General features: G+C 71.0%; 16 protein-coding genes. 10 read left to right on the forward strand and 6 right to left on the reverse strand.

Annotated elements, in window-relative coordinates; genetic code table 11:
* Positions 1-39: 39 nt before the first annotated feature.
* Positions 40-3,006 carry a serine/threonine-protein kinase gene (locus tag OV090_RS43015; protein WP_267710713.1) on the reverse strand — a complete coding sequence of 989 codons (2,967 nt, stop codon included), beginning with the start codon at positions 3,004-3,006 and terminating at the stop codon, positions 40-42.
* A 398-nt stretch (positions 3,007-3,404) separates the two neighbouring features.
* Between OV090_RS43015 and OV090_RS43020 the strand changes: the two genes are divergently transcribed.
* The 5 genes from OV090_RS43020 to OV090_RS43040 all read left to right on the forward strand — a co-directional run bounded on the left by OV090_RS43020 (position 3,405) and on the right by OV090_RS43040 (position 9,130).
* Positions 3,405-4,679: a hypothetical protein gene (locus OV090_RS43020; RefSeq protein WP_267710714.1), complete on the forward strand. Its 1,275-nt coding sequence runs from the start codon at positions 3,405-3,407 to the stop codon at positions 4,677-4,679.
* Positions 4,680-5,120: 441 nt separating this feature from the next.
* The gene (locus tag OV090_RS43025) at positions 5,121-6,371 is read left to right on the forward strand and encodes a hypothetical protein (protein ID WP_267710715.1); all 1,251 of its coding nucleotides are present in this window, start codon (positions 5,121-5,123) and stop codon (positions 6,369-6,371) included.
* A 123-nt stretch (positions 6,372-6,494) separates the two neighbouring features.
* Positions 6,495-7,475, forward strand: a complete 981-nt coding sequence (locus tag OV090_RS43030) for a polysaccharide lyase family 7 protein (protein ID WP_267710716.1) — start codon at positions 6,495-6,497, stop codon at positions 7,473-7,475.
* An 84-nt stretch (positions 7,476-7,559) separates the two neighbouring features.
* A complete protein-coding gene (locus OV090_RS43035; protein ID WP_267710717.1) occupies positions 7,560-8,159 on the forward strand; it encodes a hypothetical protein in 600 nt (199 codons plus the stop codon).
* Positions 8,160-8,164: 5 nt separating this feature from the next.
* On the forward strand, positions 8,165-9,130 hold the full coding sequence (locus OV090_RS43040) for a hypothetical protein (RefSeq protein WP_267710718.1): 966 nt from the start codon (positions 8,165-8,167) through the stop codon (positions 9,128-9,130).
* Positions 9,131-9,311: 181 nt separating this feature from the next.
* On the opposite strand, the gene OV090_RS43045 is transcribed toward OV090_RS43040, so the two are convergent.
* Positions 9,312-10,235, reverse strand: a complete 924-nt coding sequence (locus tag OV090_RS43045) for a hypothetical protein (RefSeq protein WP_267710719.1) — start codon at positions 10,233-10,235, stop codon at positions 9,312-9,314.
* A gap of 195 nt (positions 10,236-10,430) precedes the next feature.
* On the opposite strand from OV090_RS43045, the gene OV090_RS43050 reads away from it, so the two are divergent.
* From OV090_RS43050 to OV090_RS43060, 3 genes are read left to right on the forward strand one after another with little or no spacing between them, the layout of a single operon-like run.
* Positions 10,431-11,126, forward strand: a complete 696-nt coding sequence (locus tag OV090_RS43050; RefSeq protein WP_267710720.1) for a CoA transferase subunit A — start codon at positions 10,431-10,433, stop codon at positions 11,124-11,126.
* 26 nt (positions 11,127-11,152) lie between these two features.
* On the forward strand, positions 11,153-11,971 hold the full coding sequence (locus OV090_RS43055; protein ID WP_267710721.1) for a hypothetical protein: 819 nt from the start codon (positions 11,153-11,155) through the stop codon (positions 11,969-11,971).
* A gap of 39 nt (positions 11,972-12,010) precedes the next feature.
* Positions 12,011-12,670, forward strand: coding sequence for a CoA transferase subunit B (locus tag OV090_RS43060; protein ID WP_267710722.1), 660 nt, complete (start codon positions 12,011-12,013; stop codon positions 12,668-12,670).
* Positions 12,671-12,779: 109 nt separating this feature from the next.
* On the opposite strand, the gene OV090_RS43065 is transcribed toward OV090_RS43060, so the two are convergent.
* The gene (locus tag OV090_RS43065) at positions 12,780-13,349 is read right to left on the reverse strand and encodes a hypothetical protein (protein ID WP_267710723.1); all 570 of its coding nucleotides are present in this window, start codon (positions 13,347-13,349) and stop codon (positions 12,780-12,782) included.
* A 316-nt stretch (positions 13,350-13,665) separates the two neighbouring features.
* On the opposite strand from OV090_RS43065, the gene OV090_RS43070 reads away from it, so the two are divergent.
* Entirely contained in the window at positions 13,666-14,649 is a 984-nt protein-coding gene (locus OV090_RS43070) for a hypothetical protein (protein WP_267710724.1), read from the forward strand.
* A 71-nt stretch (positions 14,650-14,720) separates the two neighbouring features.
* On the opposite strand, the gene OV090_RS43075 is transcribed toward OV090_RS43070, so the two are convergent.
* Positions 14,721-15,287, reverse strand: coding sequence for a gliding-motility protein MglA (locus tag OV090_RS43075; protein WP_267710725.1), 567 nt, complete (start codon positions 15,285-15,287; stop codon positions 14,721-14,723).
* Between the two features lie 121 nt (positions 15,288-15,408).
* Between OV090_RS43075 and OV090_RS43080 the strand changes: the two genes are divergently transcribed.
* Complete coding sequence (locus OV090_RS43080; protein ID WP_267710726.1) at positions 15,409-15,840, forward strand: thioesterase family protein; 432 nt, start codon at positions 15,409-15,411, stop codon at positions 15,838-15,840.
* Between the two features lie 81 nt (positions 15,841-15,921).
* On the opposite strand, the gene OV090_RS43085 is transcribed toward OV090_RS43080, so the two are convergent.
* Both OV090_RS43085 and OV090_RS43090 read right to left on the reverse strand, forming a co-directional pair.
* Positions 15,922-16,338: a VOC family protein gene (locus OV090_RS43085; protein WP_267710727.1), complete on the reverse strand. Its 417-nt coding sequence runs from the start codon at positions 16,336-16,338 to the stop codon at positions 15,922-15,924.
* Positions 16,339-16,414: 76 nt separating this feature from the next.
* On the reverse strand, positions 16,415-17,383 hold the full coding sequence (locus tag OV090_RS43090) for a sigma-70 family RNA polymerase sigma factor (protein WP_267710728.1): 969 nt from the start codon (positions 17,381-17,383) through the stop codon (positions 16,415-16,417).
* Positions 17,384-17,687 lie beyond the last annotated feature (304 nt).

A 17,687-nucleotide genomic window follows, 5' to 3' on the forward strand; every position in this document is an offset into this window, starting at 1 on the left:
TCATATGTCCCATGGGACATATGTTCATACCGTCCGACTCTACTCCGCGACCCGAGCCCGCGCGAGCAAGGCCCGGGCCTGCAGCCATGGGGCGTGTTCGGCCTCGGCGGTCGTGGCGTAGATCGACTCTGCCCGGCTCGCCCACTGCGCGGCCTCCTCGAGTCGACCCTGCGCGAGCGCGAGCTCGCCGAGGGCCAGCATGGCGTCGGCGAGCTCGAGGTTCTGCGGCGACAGCACCGCCTCGAATTCCGCGAGCGCCGCCCGCAGCTCGCTGTCGGCGGCCTCGGGCTCGCCGAGCTGCCCGCGCAGCCGGCCCAGCTCGAGCGAGAGCCGCCCCCGGCGCGCCACGTGGACCGGATCGTCCGACTCGACCAGCACCGCCCGCGCCTGCTCGAGCGGCACCAGAGCCTCGCGCAGCCGCCCGAGCGACGCGAGCGCTTGCCCGTGGCTGCGGAAGACCTCGTGGTACCTGAAGCTGCGGACGTCGGTGCGTTCGTCGATCCCCGCGAACGCCTGGTCGCGCGCCTTCTCCATCGCCGGCACGTCTCCCGCCGCCGCCGCCGCGCGCATCAGCACCGCCCACTCGCGGACAGAGAAGTTCTCGGGGCTGGTCCGCTGGGCCGCGACGAAGTGCTGCATCGCCGCGCGGCCGTCGTTCAGGGCCAGCTCGGCCTGACCGAGGCCGAGCTGGACGGTCAATCGCATGACCTTGTTCTCGCCCTCGCCGACGCTGGCTTCCAGCTCCTGCATTCGCGCCCGTGCCTCGCGGGTCCGGCCGAGCCCCGTCAATGCGTAGGCGAGCATGCTCTCGTACATCGCGCGGTCGGGGTGATTCGGGCCGGACAATCGCTCCGACAATTCGATCACGCGGCGGAGGCTGGCCGCCGCCTCCCCGTATCGGCCGACGATCAGCAGCTGCCCGCCGAGGTTGTACAGGATCGCTATGCCCAGCGGCGTCTCGATCCGACCGTGCGCCTCGTGCAACGCGACGGCCTCCTCCCACTGCGCCCCGGCGGTCGTCCAATCACCCGCGTGCGCGTAGATGGCCCCGGCGACGTTGAGGAATTCGCCGTAGATCGCGACATCCCCGGCGGCCCTGCGGTTCAGCGCCGCGATCAGTCGCAGCTCCGCCCGCGCCTGGTCGGGCCGCCCGAGCCGATAGGCCAGGAGGTGCCCGCGCCGGGAGCTCGTCAGCGCCGCGACGGCCTCGTGGCCCGCCCCGATCGCCGTGCCCAGCGCATCGTCGAACGACTGCAGCGCCGCCGTCAAGGCGCCGTCGCGCACCTGCAGGCTCGCCTTGCGCAGATGGGCCTCGGCGAGCAGCGGCTCGTAGGTCGCCGCCTTCGCGTCGGCCAGCACGTTCTCCACCAGTTGCAACCCGAGGCGGGTCTGCCCCGTGTGCTCGTGGACCTCGGCGCGCGCCAGAGTCTCGCGGTGCTGCTGGACCCGCGCGCCCAGCAGAGCATCTCCGGGCGGCGGGATCGCGGCGGTCAGCGCCTTGGTGTCGGCGCAGGTCACCAGCGCCGGCAGCCCGCCGACCGTCTGGACCAGGTCGTCGAGGTTGGTCGCGTCGGCGAGCGCGAAGGCGCCGACGGTCGCGTCGAGGGCGGCTCGCCGTTGATCGAGGCACGAGGTCTGTAGATCGAACAGATGCGCCGACTGCCGCCCTTCGGCATGCGCGCGACAGGCGTCGTTCCGCATCTGCACCCAGGTCGTCGCGTAGCGCTCGAGCTGCGGCTCGACGGCGGCCAGGATCTCCTCTGCCCGCGCCGGCGCCTTGGCCCGCACCGCTGCGCCGACCTCCGCCGAGCGCTCGCCGTCCCACACGCCCGCGAGCTCCGGGCCCGCGTCCGGGCACAGCTCCGCCCCCGGATTCCCCGCGGTCGCCATGACTCCGCCCGCGCCGGCGATCACGGCGGTCGCGGCCAGCGCAGCGGCGCGGCGATAGATCGCCCCCGGGTCGCGCTCGAGCTCCGCCAGCAGCTCCGTCATCGACGCGAAGCGGGCCGCAGGAGCGGCCATCAGGCCGCGACGGAGCGCCTTGAACACCCGCGCCGGCACCGGGCTGCTCGAGGGCGGCGGCCTGACGCGGCCCCGCACCGCGTCCTCGCGCAGCGCCTGGAATGATTCCGTGGAGAACGGCCAATCACCGTACAGGCTCTGATACAGCGAGACGCAGAAGCTGAACTGATCGCTCTCGGCGCTCGCGCGCAGTCCCAGGTGCTGCTCCGGCGACATGTAGCCCGGAGTGCCGAGGATCACGCCCGTGCGGGTCAGCGGCCGCAGCAGCAAAGCAGCTTCCGTACCTGCCGTGATCTCGCTCGCCAGCTCCTCGCCCAGGTCGTCGTCATGCAGACGCGCCAGGCCGAAGTCGAGGACCTTGACCTGCCCGTCCTCGCCGATCATCGCGTTCTGCGGCTTGAAGTCGCGATGCACGAGCCCGGCCCGGTGCGCCGCCTCGAGGCCGCGGCCCGCCTGCACGAACGCGGCCAGGATCTGCCGCCACGACGGCGACTTCTGCACCCACGCGTCCAGCGTCTGGCCGCGGACGAACTCCATCGCCACGTAGATCATGTCGTCGACCTGTCCGACCTCGTGGACGGTGACGATGTGGGGGTGCGACAGCCGGGCCATCGCCTGGGCCTCGCGCAGCAACCGTCGCCGCGCGTTCTCCTGCTCGCGGACGACCTCGCGGTGCAGGACCTTGACCGCGACCTTGCGGTCGAGCTGATCGTCGTAGCAGGCGTAAACCACGCCCATGCCGCCGTGACCGACGAGCCCCAGCACGTTGAACCGCCCGAGCCGCACCGGCTGAGCGCGGCGGGGGAACAGCGCCCGCTTCACCAGCAGCTTGCCGAGCGGGTCGCCCGCATCGGGAGGCGGCACCGCCATCGGCGTCGCCCGGTCCTGGTCGCCGTCTCCCACCCGTTCGGAGGCCGGCGTGACCCCGGCCGCGTCGGAGCGCGCGGTCGCGGCGAGGGAAGAAGGACCGAGGTCGAGCGGCATGGCGGCCTGCTCACCTGCCAGTGCTCCCGCGGGAGGATTCAATTGCGTGTCGCCCGAGGAGCGATTGGCCGGACCGTCGTCCATCCGTGACATCCGTCGCGTGGGCTCGATCATATACGTGATACCCCGGCCCCGCGTGATGTCCGAAGCGGGTCCATGGCTCGGGGCGGAATTGCTCACTTTGCCCGCCTATGCTTCTTCCTCACGCGCAGGCCGCCTCGGGTGATGGCCGAGTGCGACCCCGCGACCCTCTCGCGCCGGAGCCGCGAGGTGCGAGAAAAACTCGGCGTCGGACGCAATTGGATCTGGACCAATCGATACTCCCCACATCAACACCAACCCCCATGAGCTCCGGATCGGCCCGGGGCCCGAACCCCTGAGACGAGACGAACCCCACTATGCGCTCCTCTACGAAAGCCCTCCTCGCCCTGAACATCTGCCTCGTGGCCCCGGCCGGCGCCTGCGACGACCTCGCGGCGAACGACGGCGGCGGTTGGGCGGACGATCCGGTCGCCTTCCGCGAGTGCCTCCCGCCCGAATGCACCACCAACTCGCCGTTCGTCGGCGATTACCCGTTCTCCAATATCCGCACCAAGCAGATTTCCCCGGCCAGCACCCCGATCGACGGTGTCCTAGCCTCCTCGGCCTGGGGCTCGGGGCACTTCCAGCGCGCCGACAACAGCTGGGTGACCTTCAACTTCCTGGTCCCGACGGAGGAGGGTCGCCTGTACGCATATAATTCAGCCACCAATACGCGAGACTACATCGACCAGGGGAAGCAGGCGTTCTTTACGATCACGATCACCGATTCTTCCGTCAGCCCCACGACTACGAACACGTATCAGATGTGGATCAAGGACGTCACGACGGCCTCCCCGACGCCGAGCTTTACCGCGTGGAAGTACACGATCGCCACCAAGGCGCCGCCGCCGACGGTCGACTTCCCCTCGGTGGGCAGCCCGATTTCTTTTCCGCCCTTGACCCCCTGGGGTGGTACGTACTACTCGATCTGCCCCGTCTCCGCCGAGGAGACCGGCGAGGCGCTCATCCTCCAGTCCGCCAAGCTCGTGTTCGACGGCGACGCCGCCTGGCTCGAGGACGGCTACGGCTGGGGGCCGGAGAACGCCGAGGTCTCGTCCCACGCGGTGATTGCCTGCCAGGGGCACGCCTTCTCCAAGCCGCAAGAGTTACTGGGCGTCGCCCCCAATTCGCGCGACAGCACGGCGCACTACGCCGCGCGGCGCTACGGCCTCGCCAACTACAACGCCCTCGCCGACGCCTACCGCGCCTTCTTCGCCGGCGAGCCGCGGACGCAGCTCGGCACCCCCGTCTTCTTCAAGGACTTCGCCCACAGCCCCCCGTGGTTCGACCAGACCACCAGCGCCTATCTCCCCTCGACCCCGCCGCCCGTCGGCTCATGGCAGTTCGTGCTCGAGTCCGTGTACAAGGACGTCGACGCGCTCGGTAACCCGCTCGGCGCCAATTGCTATTACACCGACGCCAACTCCCCGAGCGGCGCCCATCGCCTGTACAACCCGCCCGGCGGCAACGCCAACCTCCCCGGCTGGAGCAGCATGACCAGCTGCGGCGCCACCCAGAGCAGCTGGGACGACTTCGGCCCGGTCGGCGCCTTCGTCCTCAAGAACATCCTCCCCGGCGGGGGCGGCTCCTGAAGCCGCTGGTCGCCCCGCTCCCCGGCCCCGGATCGCCGCGAAGACGCGAGCTCGCGTCCACCGGGGAGCGATTGCCCAGCTCCTCTTCCGTCTGTGACACCTATCGTGTGAGTTCATCGTATCCGCGGCACCGACGCGCCGCGTGTCGTCCGGATCGAGTCGGGGCGGGGCGCGCGACTGCACACACCGCGCGTGGTGCTTCTTCTGCACTCGTGGACAGCATCCGTAAGGCCGAGCGTGCCGCCGCGGCTCTCACGCACGCGAGCGCCCAGCGCGAGAAAACTCGACCGCAGGGCATTCCTTGGTTCTGGACCAATTCGTCCTGCCCCCATAAACCACTGCGCCACCATGGGCCCCGCGTCGACCCACTTCGGCCGGGGCCGAACTAAACCCAGAGACCAGACGACCCGCATGCGCTCCTCGATCCCAGCTCTCCTCGCCTTGAACTTCTCCCTCGCGGCCACCACCGCCTGCGACGACGGCCTCGCGGCGCACGACGGCAGCGGTTGGGCCGACGACGCTGTCTCCTTCCGCGAGTGTCTCCCGCCCGAATGCACCACCAACTCGCCGTTCGTCGGTGACTTCCCGTTCTCCAACATCCGCACCAAGCGGAACGCCTCGGCGGACACGCCGGTCGTCGGTGTCTCGGCCTATTCTCGCTGGAACCAGGGGACCTTTCAAAAGGCCGACTACAGCTGGATGTCCTTCGATTACCTGCTGCCGACCGCGGAGGGCCGGCTGTACGCCTACGATTCGGCCACCAACACCGCGGAAGCCATCGACCAGGGGCGGCAGGTCTTCTTCGCCCTGTCGATCTACGACAACTCGGTCAATCCGCCGACGAACAATACCGTCGCGCTGTGGATCAAGGACGTCACGACGAGCTCCCCGGCGCCGGGCTTCGACGCGTGGAAATATACGATCGCCACCAAGGTGACGCCGCCGTCGAGCGACTTCCCGTCGGTGGGCAGCCCTGCCGACGTTCCGCCCACGACCGGGCCGAACCCGTGGAGCGGCACCTACTACTCGATCTGCCCCGCCTCCGACGACGAGAGCGGCGAGGCGCTCATCCTGCAGTACTCCAAGCTCAAGTTCGACGGCGACGCCGCCTGGCTCGAGGACGGCTTCGAGCTCGGCCCGGTCAACCTCGAGAGCCCCTCCATCTCGGTGATCGCCTGCCAGGGCCACGCCTTCTCCAAGCCGCAGGAGTTCCTGGGCATCACCCCCAACTCCTACGTCGACGCCAACTTCCCCGGCGAGCGCAGCTACGGCCTCGACAACTACACCGCCGCCGCCGACGCCTACCGCGCCTTCTTCGACGGCGAGTCCCGCACCGTGCTCGGCACCCCCGTCTATTTCAAGGACCTCCGGCACAACCCTCCCTGGTTCGACCAGACCACCAGCGCCTATCTCCCCCCGCCCCCGATCATCGGCAGCTGGCAGTTCATCCTCGAGTCCGTCTACAAGGACGTCGATTCCTTCGGCGACCCCCTCGGCGCCACTTGCTATTACACCGACGCCAACTTCCCCAGCGGCGCCCATCGCCTCTACGACCCGCCGGCTGGTAACGCCAACCTCCCCGGCTGGAGCAGCATGCCCAGCTGCGGCGCCGCTCAGAGCAACTGGGACGACTTCGGTCCCATCGGCGCCTTCGTCCTCAAGCACGTCATCCCCGCTCCGCCCGCCTCCTAGCGTTCGCCGCTGCCCCGCTCGAGAGCGCGCCGCTGCACCTTCGCCCGGCGCGCCCTCGCGCGGTTCGCGACGGTCGGCACCGGGTGAGTGGTCGACCTCCCGCGCGCCGGCTACCTTCGGCCGATGCGCACCTCGACCTATGTCCCTACGTTCGCGCTCCTCCTGCTCGCCGCCTGCCCCGGCGGCCAAGACGGCGAGACGGACGGCGCGCCCGCGACGACGAGCACGGGAGTCACCACCGAGCCGACGACCGGCAGCACGAGCGGACCGCAGGAGACGACCGGCGAGACCACCGACGCACCCACGACGACCGGCGACCCCACGACCGCCTCCACCGACACGACCAGCACCACCGGCACCAGCACGACCGACACCACCGACACCACCAGCACCACCGACGCGAGCGGCACGGACACCGGCGATCCGGCGATGCTGCCGGGCGACATTTTAAAATTGACGAACTGGAAGCTGACGCTCCCGGTCGACACCGATCATCCCGGCAGTCCCGACGAGATCGAGCAACCCGAGCTGGCGAGCTTCGTCGACCCGCTGTACTTCCATTTGAATGACGCGCTGGACGGCGTGGTGTTCCGCGCCCACGCGGGCGGGACCACCACCGACAACTCCGGCTACCCGCGCTCCGAGCTGCGCGAGATGATCGACCAGGGCGCCGACGAGGCCGCGTGGTCCTCTTCGCGCGGCACCCATCGGCTCTTCATCGACCAGGCCATCACCCACCTCCCCGGCGAGAAGCCCCACATCGTGGTCGGCCAGATCCACGACGACGAGGACGACGTGATCGTGTTCCGCCTCGAGGGCAGCAAGCTGTTCATCGACCTCAACGGGGACGACGGCCCGGTCCTGACCGAGGACTACCAGCTCGGCGACCGCTTCACGGTCGCCTTCGAGGTCAGCGACGACCACGTCGACTGCTACTACGACGGCGCGTTCATCTACAGCCACCCGCAGGCGTTCTCCGGCGCCTACTTCAAGGCCGGCGCCTACGTGCAGTCGTCCTGCCAGGGCGACAAGCAGGTCCCGGGCGAGTCGTGCGAGGCCTACGGCGAGGTCGTGATCTACGACGTGAGCGTCGAGCACACCTGAGCCGGGCTCCCGGCGGCCCTGATGCACGCGCGCGCCGAAGCGCTCGTCGCCTTCCTGGACCGCGCGTGCTAGGTTCCGCGCCGCATGTTCGCGGCGCCCCTGCTCGCCGTCACCCTCTCGGCCGCGCCGACCGATCCGTCGCCCGCACCGCCGCAGCGCGTCGACCTGCCCGAGCCGCGACCTGTCCCTCGGGTCACCCTCACCGAGGCGCCCGGGCGGCCGTACTACGGCCTGCCGAAGCGGCGCTTCGTCCCCGGCTTCCGGATCGGCGTCGGCCTCGGCGCCCGCCTCGCCGGCCAGCGCAGCGACAGGGCCCACTTCGCCCTCGACGCCCTGCTGTACGCCCGCGCCGGCCTGCACCGCGGCCGCAACCAGGCCGCCCTGGTCCCCGCGCTCGGCTACAGCCTCGGCGCCGGCAAGGTCACCCGCGAGCACCTCTTCCTCGCCGGCCTCGGCCTCGGCCTCCTCGGCAAGGACGACGCCTCGCTCGCAGTCGTGCCCGCAGTCGTCGTCGGCGTCGCCGAGCGCCAGCGCGCCCTCGGCGTCCGCACCTCCCTCGTCCTCGACACGGGCCAGCTCGGCATCGTGCTCGAGGTCGCCCACCAGTACCTCCACCTCCCGACCGGCCACCGTCACGAGCTGCGGCTCATGTTCGGCCTCGACCTGATCCGGGTGTTCCGTTGATCGCCATGCTCCGCCGCGCCGCCTCGCTGGTCCTCGCCCCCGCCCTCGCCTGCGGCCCCTCGCTCTCGCAGCTCGAGCGCGGGCACCACTACGACGAGGCGATCTGCGGCGCCGCCGAGGGCGCCTTCCCCAAAGGACAGGTCGCAGAGGTCATCCGCCGCGCCCTCGATCCCGCGGTCCACGTCGCCGCCGTCCCGCGCGAGCAGCTCGCCGCCGCCCTCGGCGACGACGCGCCCGAGCTCGAGCGCTTCGTGCTGCTGCGGATCACCCACGATTCGAACACTATCCCGCTCGACCGCTTCGTCGCCCACTTCACGCTGCGCAGCGACCAGCCCTTCGTCCGCGAACCGACGGGCCCGCAGCCCGACGGCGACCCGAACGGCGCCGCCATCTCCGCCGTCGGGGTGTGGGGCGACGGCAAGTCCGTCTCGCTCCAGCCGACCGACCTCCCGCGGCTCGCCACCGTCTTCGCGGAGCACCTCCCCGGCCCGTACACCGTCCAGCCGGACGCGCTCGAGAAGGCCATTCACGTGGTCGGCACGGTCGGCGCCGCGGTCGCTACCATCGCCACGCTCGGGCTCTTCGGCGGCCTCCTGCGCGGTCGCGGCGCCGGCCCGCAGCCGCGCACCGAGTACCCGACCGACGCCGAGGTCCGGCGCGCCGCCCCGCGTGCCACCCGGCTGTTCGACGCAGTGGCCCACCTGCAGACCTCCTGTCGAGACAAGCCCGGCGCCCGCTGCCAGACCCTGGCCCTCGTCCCGCGCCCGCCCGACGAGTCCGCCGCGCTCGTCCTGGAGGTCCACCTCCGCTACGGCGCCCGCTACGGCAGCACGTGCTCGTTCGCCGACATCCACGAGAAGCTGCAGATCGCCCTGCCGCCCGGCCCGACCCTCGAGGCGCGCCTGGCCGCCGCGTTCGGCGACGACATGCGCCGCCTCGCCCTCGCGCCGACGACCTCGACCTCGCCTTGAACCGTCACGCCGGCGCCCGAGCCTCCTGTCCCTTCGGACAGCTCTCGTGACCCACTGCGCGCGCCAATACGCGCCGCATCATTTCGTGACTCTGACTTTCGCGACAGGTCGACGCGAATCGGCGCCGACCTCGAGGCCCTCATTCTCCGGGGCCCCCTTTTTTAGAAGAAAGATTCCGCGATCAGCAGAACGGGCATGCGCACTCGATCCCCGGCGTCAGATCGTGGCACTCGGTGTGCGGCGGCGAGGCGTCGCAGATCTCCTGGCCGCACCCGCAGTCGATCTCGGGCGCGTCGCCGCAGGCGACCGGCTTCGGCTCGCACACGTGGTAGGCCCCCTTCTGGCCCTTGAGCACGCACACCAGTGGGTCGGGGTCGGTCGTGCAAGCGGCGCAGTCGGGGGCCCAGTCGCAGGCCTCGACCGGCGTGCACTGGCCGGACCAGCAGTCACCGACGACGCTCGGCAGCGTGCCGGCGGCGCAGTCGGGCGGCTGGGTATTGCAGGTCACTCCGACCGGGTTGCACGTCACATTGTCGAAAGTGCAGCGGCCGAAGCGGCACACCGCCTGCTGCGGGCCGAGGTCGTAGGTGCTGCACACATCGACGAAGCACTCGGGGACGTCGCAGGCCGGCGGCTGCTCGCCGACGGCGATCACGTCGCAGGTGCAGCAGTCGGTGAAGATCTCGCAGTCGCTGTCCTGCTCGCAGGTCGCGCCCATCGGCTCGCCGGTGGTCTCGCTGGTCGTCTCGCCGGTCGTGGTCGTCGTCTCGCCGCCGGTCTCGGTCGTCACCGCGCTGGTCGTCTCGCCGGTCGTCTCGCTGGTCGTCGCCGGCACCGCGGTGGTCTCGCTCGTCGCCGGGCCGGTCGACGTCACCGGCGACATCGTCGTGGTCGTCGGGCCCGAGGCCGAGGTCGTCACCGCCTCGGTGGTCGCAGTGGTCGTCGTGGTCGTGTCGGTCGACGTCTCGGTCCCGGTGTTCGGTCCGGACGACTCGGTGCTCGCCACCGTCGTCGCAGTGGTCGTCGCCGTCGAGTCGCCGCAGGCCGGGAGCGAGAGCAGGAAGATCGCCGCGAGGGCGCCGGAGAACCATGTATGGGAAGCCATGGGCACTCCTCTACCACAGCCCGCCAGGCCCACCAGGCGGCCGCAGCGAACCGCCCGCGAGCCGCGCGGCGCCGTCGTTCTCGGCCGTTTCCGGGCGTTTCCGGCGATTCGGTGAGGAGCCCGCTGCGCCGGCTCACATGTGCCGGCGACGGCGCGCTTGCCTCGCGCCTCACACCGCCCGACAATCGCCGCGCCATGGACAAGACCTACCCCAGCGCCGACGCGGCCGTCGCCGACCTGCGTGACGGCATCACCCTCATGAGCGGCGGCTTCGGCCTGTGCGGCAACCCCGAGAACTTGATCCAGGCGATCCATCGCAAGGGCGTCCGCGACATCGACCTCGTCAGCAACAACTGCGGCGTCGACGGCGTCGGCCTCGGCATCCTGCTCGAGGCCGGGCAGGTGCGCAGCATCACCGCCTCGTACGTCGGCGAGAACAAGACCTTCGAGAAGCTCTACCTGTCGGGCAAGCTCAAGGTCACGCTGGTCCCGCAGGGCACCCTGGCCGAACGGATCCGCGCCGGCGGGGCCGGCATCGGCGGCTTCTACACGCCGACCGGCTACGGCACCCCGATCGCCGAGGGCAAGGAGGTGCGCGAGATCGGCGGCCGCTGGTACGTGCTCGAGGCGCCGCTCAAGGCCGACTTCGCCATCGTCAAGGCGTGGAAGGGCGACACCCACGGCAATCTGGTGTTCCGCCGCACCGCCAACAACTTCAACCAGGCGATGGCCACCGCCGCCAAGGTCACGATCGCCGAGGTCGAGGAGTTGGTCCCGGCCGGCGCGCTGGACCCCGACCACGTCCACACCCCGGGCATCTACGTCCAGCGCATCATCCTGGGCGAGCGCTACGCCAAGCCGATCGAGTTCCGGACCGTCCGGAGCGCCTGACCTTTTCGCCAGGTCCGAAGAGACAGATGCACGGCGGCCACCAGCGCATCGACGTCGAGTGGCTCGCGCTCGCCGCGGGCCTCAAGCCGGCGATCCGGATCGCCGCGACCGCGCTCGAGGCGAGCGCGATCGCCGGGCGCTTCCAGGCCATGGGCGCCGCGGTCGTCACCGCCCGCGGCCCGGTCGGCGTCCACCGCCACGAGCACACTCTGGTGTACGTCGCCCGCGACCCGGAGGCCGCCGCGGCCGCCCGCGCCGCCGAGCGCCCGCTGCTGGCGACCCACCTGCCGCCGCGCGACAAGGCCTACTACGCCGGCGAGCTCGGGCGCCGCCTCGGCTACCCGCGCTGCTGCGTCGACGCCTTCACCGCGCGGATCCTCCGCGGCCCGGGCAAGCTACGCGCGGGCGACCGCGACAGCGTCCACGAGGACTACGTCGCCGCCCACGACGCCTACGTCGCCAAGCCCGACTGGCGCCTCAACAACCTGCTGCTGCGCCAGCACCTGCGCCTCGTCACCTTCGAGCCGTGCCGCTACGACTGCGGCCTCGCCCTCGCCTTCGCCGCCGAGGTGCTGCGCCTGTGCCACGCCAGCGACGGTCCCTCGGCACATGTCCTCGTGGACAGGTTGCAGCGCCCGCTCGTGCTCACCGCCGCCGGCGCGCGCGCGTGGGCCCGGCTCGAGCGCGGCGCCTCGCCGCGGGTGGTCGCCGCCGAGGCCCCGCGCGCCGGCGATCCCGCCGCGCGGCCCGACCCCGCCGACGAGGTGCTCGCCGCTCGCCTGCCGCGCCTCGCGCTGGCCGAGCTCGGCGATCCCCCGCCGCTGCTCCTCGACTTCTCTGCCTGATCTCCCGCTGCTGTTACCCTCCACCCTGGAAACCACGCCATGCCCCTGTCCCGCGAGCAGATCGTCCAGCGCGTCGCCCGAGAGCTTCGCGACGGCTACTACGTCAACCTCGGCATCGGCATGCCGACCCTCGTCGCCAACTACATCCCGGCCGGGATCGACGTCGTGCTCCACAGCGAGAACGGCCTCCTGGGCATGGGCCCGTTCCCGCGCGAGGACGAGGTCGACCCCGACCTGATCAACGCCGGCAAGCAGACCATCACCTTCCAGGCCGGCGCCTCGTTCTTCGGCAGCCACGACAGCTTCGCCATGATCCGCGGCGGCCACATCGACCTGTGCGTGCTCGGGGCCATGGAGGTCAGCGAGCGCGGCGACCTCGCCAACTGGATGATCCCCGGCAAGAAGGTCAAGGGCATGGGCGGCGCCATGGACCTCGTCGCCGGCGCCCGCCGCGTCATCGTCTGCATGGAGCACAACAACAAGGACGGCGAGCCCAAGCTGGTCAAGACCTGCGCCCTCCCGCTCACCGGCAAGGCCGTCGTCCACGAGGTCGTCACCGACCTCGGCTATTTTAAGACCGGGCCCAAGGGCCTGATCCTGGCCGAGATCGCCCCGGGACACACGCTCGACGAGGTCCGCGCCCGCACCGGCTGCGAGGTCCACGTCGAGGGCGAGCTCGCCACCGTCGCGGTGAACTGAACCTTCGAGCATGCCCGAAGAGACATGCCTTTAAAGGCATGCTCTTCGGGACATGTCCTTCGGGCGTCGCAGGCAGGCTCGGCTCCGAGCCTTCAGCCGCGACGCCGGCTCATTGGCAGGCGATCGCCAGCGCCTCGCACTCGCCCGCGGGCGGCGGATTGGTGCTGCCCATGGTCTTCAAGATGCACGCCTGGCATAGCTCCTCGTCGACCGCACAGTCCGGCGTCGCCGCGCAGGTGCTCTCGGCGCACTCTTGCAGCTCTTGCAGCTTGAGCATCTCCGCCGGGGACAGCAGTTCGAGGCAGTTGGTGAAGAGGCACTCCTTGGCGTCGTATTCGGGCGGGGTCGGGTGCGGAACCTGAAGCATGCAGGAAAGCATGCACATGATGCCGTCGCGGCAGGTGTTCAGCCCCTCGGCGCCGGTGGTCGTGAGGTCCTCGGCCGCAGTGCTCGTACTGCCGGGCATGCTCGTCGTCGGCGTGTCGCCCGTCGTCGTCTCGGCCGTCGTCGTCCCCCCGCCCGCCGTCGTCGACGTGCCCCCCTCGGTGCTCGTCACGGGCCCGGCCGTGTCGGACGAAGTGGTCTGCGGCTCACAGTCGCCGATGCAGTGTTCGTTCGACCCGCAGCCGGCGAGCGGAGCCGTCGAGAGGGCCAGGAGATAGGTCAGGCGATGCAGCATGATGCGTGTGTGCCCGCGCCGCCCCGCTTCCGTTCGCCGATTTTCGCGCGATGCCGGCCCTCGCGCGAGCGCCCGAGCTAGCGACGCGCCCGCGACGCGGAGGCCCCCGAGCGCCGGCGGCGAGCCGTCCACGCACCGCAGTGACTGGCGGCCCGGCGATCGGCAGAACCTGCCGGAGGTCGGTCGGCAGAAACTTCCGCTCGTCCTCGCCGTCGCCGCAACCCCGCGAGATCAGCGGGCCCCGAGCGGGCACGGGGAGTGAACACAGGTCGGCCGAGGAGAGACGACGCGAACGCCTCGCTCTCCGGAGACCGCCATGAGCCACAGCAATCCCGTTCACGAAGGCATCGATCGCACCTACGCCCGCTTCGTCCGCGAGCTGCCCGCAGAACTCGCCGCGATCGCGCACGACCTCCCGCATCGGCTGGGGCTCACGCCGAACCCCGGCACGCCGTGGAGCCGCGTTTTTAATAATGGGGCGGTGCTCGGCTTGCCGATGCTGCTGCTCGCCGATCCGTCGCGCGTGCCCCCGGAGGTCGCCCGCACCGCCGCTGCGGCCCACCTGTTCGCCATCATCGGCGCGTTCGCCCGCGACCGCATCGACGACGGCCAGGTCGTCGTCGGCCTGCGCGAGCGGGCGATCATCGAGCGCCTCGAGCGGGCCCGCGACGCCGCGCTGGCTCCGCTGCGCGCGCTGGCCCCCTCGTTCATCCGCGACTTCGCGTGGGCCGAGCGCATGACCGCCGAATCGGTCGCAGAGGAGCGCGCGACGGCGGCGGGCCAGGAGCCCGCGACTCTGGAGCGCTACCTCGCGGTCGCGTGGAAGAAGCAAGGCCTGGCGTTCCCTGCCGCGCTGGCCGCCGCCGCGGCCGCCGGCCTCCCTGCCGAGGCGCAGCGGCAGGTCGAAGCCGTTGCGGCCGGCGCGGCGCTCGGGCTGCAATACCGCGACGACGTGGTCGACTGGGAGGACGACCTCGTGCACGGCTTTGCCTGGGCCCCTGCCGTGTTCGCATCGGCCTCCACGGCGCCCGCTTCAAGCTCGACCCTGGCCGCGCGCCTGCACGCCTGCGGCGGCCTCGTGCGAATGCTCGGGATGTCGAGCGCGGCCTTCGGCTCGGCCGCCAACGCGGCCGCTGCTCTCGGCGCAGAGGCCCTGGCGACGTGGGCCCGCGAGCAAGCCGAGCTCACCGCCGAGCTCGCGCGCCGCGAAGCAGACAGCCCCGGCTTCGCGGTGAGCTGGGAGCGCGAGCGCAAGGCCCGACGCGAGCGCCAGCAAGCCCTCGCAGTCGCGGCGGCCTGATCGCCGCGCCACGGTGTGATGATGGACCCGTGCAATGAATGCATCGCCGAGGGCGAGCGTTCCCGCGACCCTCACGCCTTGCGCAGCTCCTCGAGCACGCCCCGGCTCACCTGCTTGAGCGTCTCGAACACCCCGACGCCGCGAGCTGCGATCGCCTCACCGTCGGGGTGCTGCCACGGATTGATCGCCCGGCGCAATTGCTCGACCGGCAGCGCGCCGGCGACGTCGCGCTTGTTGTACTGGAACACGGCCGGCAGCTTGCCGAGGTCGAGGCCGCGGGCGCTCACCTCGGTGTTCAGCTTCTGCACCCAGGCGACGTTGTCGAGCAGCGCGGCCGGGCTCGAGTCGGCGATGAACACGACGCCGTCGGGCGGGCCGCTGCCGAGCTCGTCGAACACGTTCCGCGTCCACGAGCCGTCGCTGGGGCAGCGGAGCAGGGCGAACACGATCGCGTAGCCGCGCAGCTCGCCGAGCGCCAGCGGGAAGCCGACGCTCGTCTCCTTGGCCGCGGGCGGCCGATCCGGCGGGCTGGTGCGGCGATGGACGTCCTCGAGGTTCGCCCACTTGCCGGCGGCCGGCGGGCCCCAGTAGACGATCTTCGCGTAGATCCGCCGCGCCTCGTGGTCGATGCTCGCCATGCTGCGGCGAGTATATCGGCTCCCGCCGCCGGCTCGCCGGCTCGCATCGTCGACCACGTCCTCGTCGGCTTCGCGTCGCGCGCCCTGGGCACGTGGGCGAGCCTTCGCTATCGTCGCGGCGATGACCGCCGACGCCCGCCTCGCCGAGTTCCCCGTCATCCGCCGCTGGCCGGTCGCGTGGGGCGACCAGGACAGCTTCGCGCACGTCAACAACGTCGTTTATTTCCGCTGGTTCGAGTCGGTGCGGATCGCCTTTTTTGAAGAGATCGGCTGGACCCGTGGCGGCCACACCGGCGGGGTCGGCCCGATCCTCGCCTCGACCTCCTGCAATTTTAAAATTCCCCTCACCTATCCGGACGTGGTCATCCTCGCCGCCCGCGCCGAGGACATCGACGACGATCGCTTCACCATGCGCTACCGGATCGTCAGCGAGCGCCTCGATCGGGTCGCCGCCGAGGGCGAGGGCCGGATCGTCAGCTTCGACTACGACGCCGGCAAGAAGGCCCCGCTGCCCCCGGAGATCCGCGCAGCGCTCCTGGGCCTCTCCTCGTGACTCTCGAGGTCGAGCCGCGAGACCTGTCCCGCGGGACATCTGATCCTCGCGGTCACCTCGAGCCGGGCGCCCCGCCGGGGCTCACGACTGCACGTGGCTCGGTTCCATGAACACCACCTCCCAGTGATGCCCGTCGAGGTCGTAGAACGCGCGGTAGTACATGAACCCGTGGTCCTTCGGCTCGCCGATCGCCCTGCCGCCGTGCTCGATCGCCGTGTCGACCAGGCGGTCGACCTCCGCGCGGCTGCTGGCCGACAGCGCGAACAGGCCCTCCAGGTGCGTGCGCGTGTCGCAGATCTCGCGCGCGGTGAAGTCCTTGAAGCGGTCCTCGGTCATCAGCATGAAGAACGCCTCTTCGCTGACGATCATGCAGGTCGCCTTCTCGTCGGTGAACTGCGGGTTGAACGAGAACCCCAGCCTGGTGAAGAAGTCGACGGTGCGCTTGAGGTCGCGGACGGCCAGGTTGACGAACAGCTTGCGAGAGTTGGTGACTGCCATGGTGGTTCCTCCTTGAAGGTTCTGGACTACAGACCGGGGTCGCTCCGTGAACTCATCGGTCGCTCACAAAAATTTTTCACGGGTCCAGCGCCGGCGGCAGCCCGAAGCGCGGGAACAACGCCGCGGTGTCGAGGAACGAATTGAGGCCGACGATCTGTTCGCCGGCAGTCTCGAGCACGATGAGCGCCCACGCAGCGTGGCCGCCCTCCGGGTTCGGCCGGTACTGCCCGAACGCCAGCGATCCCGAGGCCGCCGTGGGCACGAGCCGCGAGCCGCGGCAGCCGGCGCCGCGGCCCGACAGCCAGGCGCGGATCGTCGGCAGCCCGCGCAGCCACAGCGAGAACGGGGGCATCGACAGCGTCGCGTCCTGGTGGAGCAGGCTCGACAGCGCGTCCATGTCGTAGCGCTCGAACGCGTCGACGAACCGCTCGAGCAGCTGCGACTGCGACGCCGACAGCGACGCGCGCCCCGTGCCGACCCCGCGGCTCGCCAGCGTCGCGCGGGCCCGCTGCAGCGCGCTGTTGACCGCCGCCACCGACGTCTCGAGGCTGCCCGCGACCTCCGCCGCCGGCCAGCCGAGCACCTCGGTGAGCAGCAGCACCGCCCGCTGCTTCGGCGGCAGGTGCTGCAGCGCCGCCACGAACGCCAGGCGGATGCTCTCGCGCAGGCTGGCGCGCTCGTACGGGTCCGCGTCGGCCGGCAGCGCGTGGAAGTCGGGGATCGGCTCGACCCATTGCTCGCCCGGCAGCGACACCAGCGCGTCGTCGATCGTGCCCATCGGCCCGAGCTCCATCGGCCGCGCCCGCCGCGAGCGCCGGCTCAGCGCGTCGAGGCACACGCGCGTGGCGATCCGGTACAACCAGGTGCGCAGCGACGACCGACCCTCGAAGCGATCGAGCGCCCGCCAGGCCCGCACCAGCGTGTCCTGCACCGCGTCGTCGGCCTCCGCGGCCGAGCCGAGCATGCGGTAACAGTGACCGGTGAGCGCCGCGCGGTGCTGCTCGAGATCGTTCGCCGTCGCGTGAGGGCTGGCGACATCGTTCATCGCCGCCGAGGTGTACCAGGCCCGCCCGCCCCGGCAAAGCGCCTTGAAGCCGCCGGAACCGGCCGCCGCTGCGGCAACGAAGTAGCGGCCCGCCCCGAGCGACGGCCAGCCCCCGCTCCGCCTTCCCGACTCGAAGGTCCTACCCGTCGACCCGCCCCCGTGATGAACCTCGGGCTCGGTGAACCGGTCGCGGGGGCGATGCGGGATCGCTGCACCCCCGAGCCGAGCCCATCACGCACGGTCTCGTCTGCCACGCCCCGGCCCATCGCCCAGCACCCGACGGATCCTTCGGATCGTCCCGAGC

It is taken from the genome of Nannocystis sp. RBIL2 (genome assembly GCF_026626745.1).
GTDB lineage: Bacteria > Myxococcota_A > Polyangia > Nannocystales > Nannocystaceae > Nannocystis.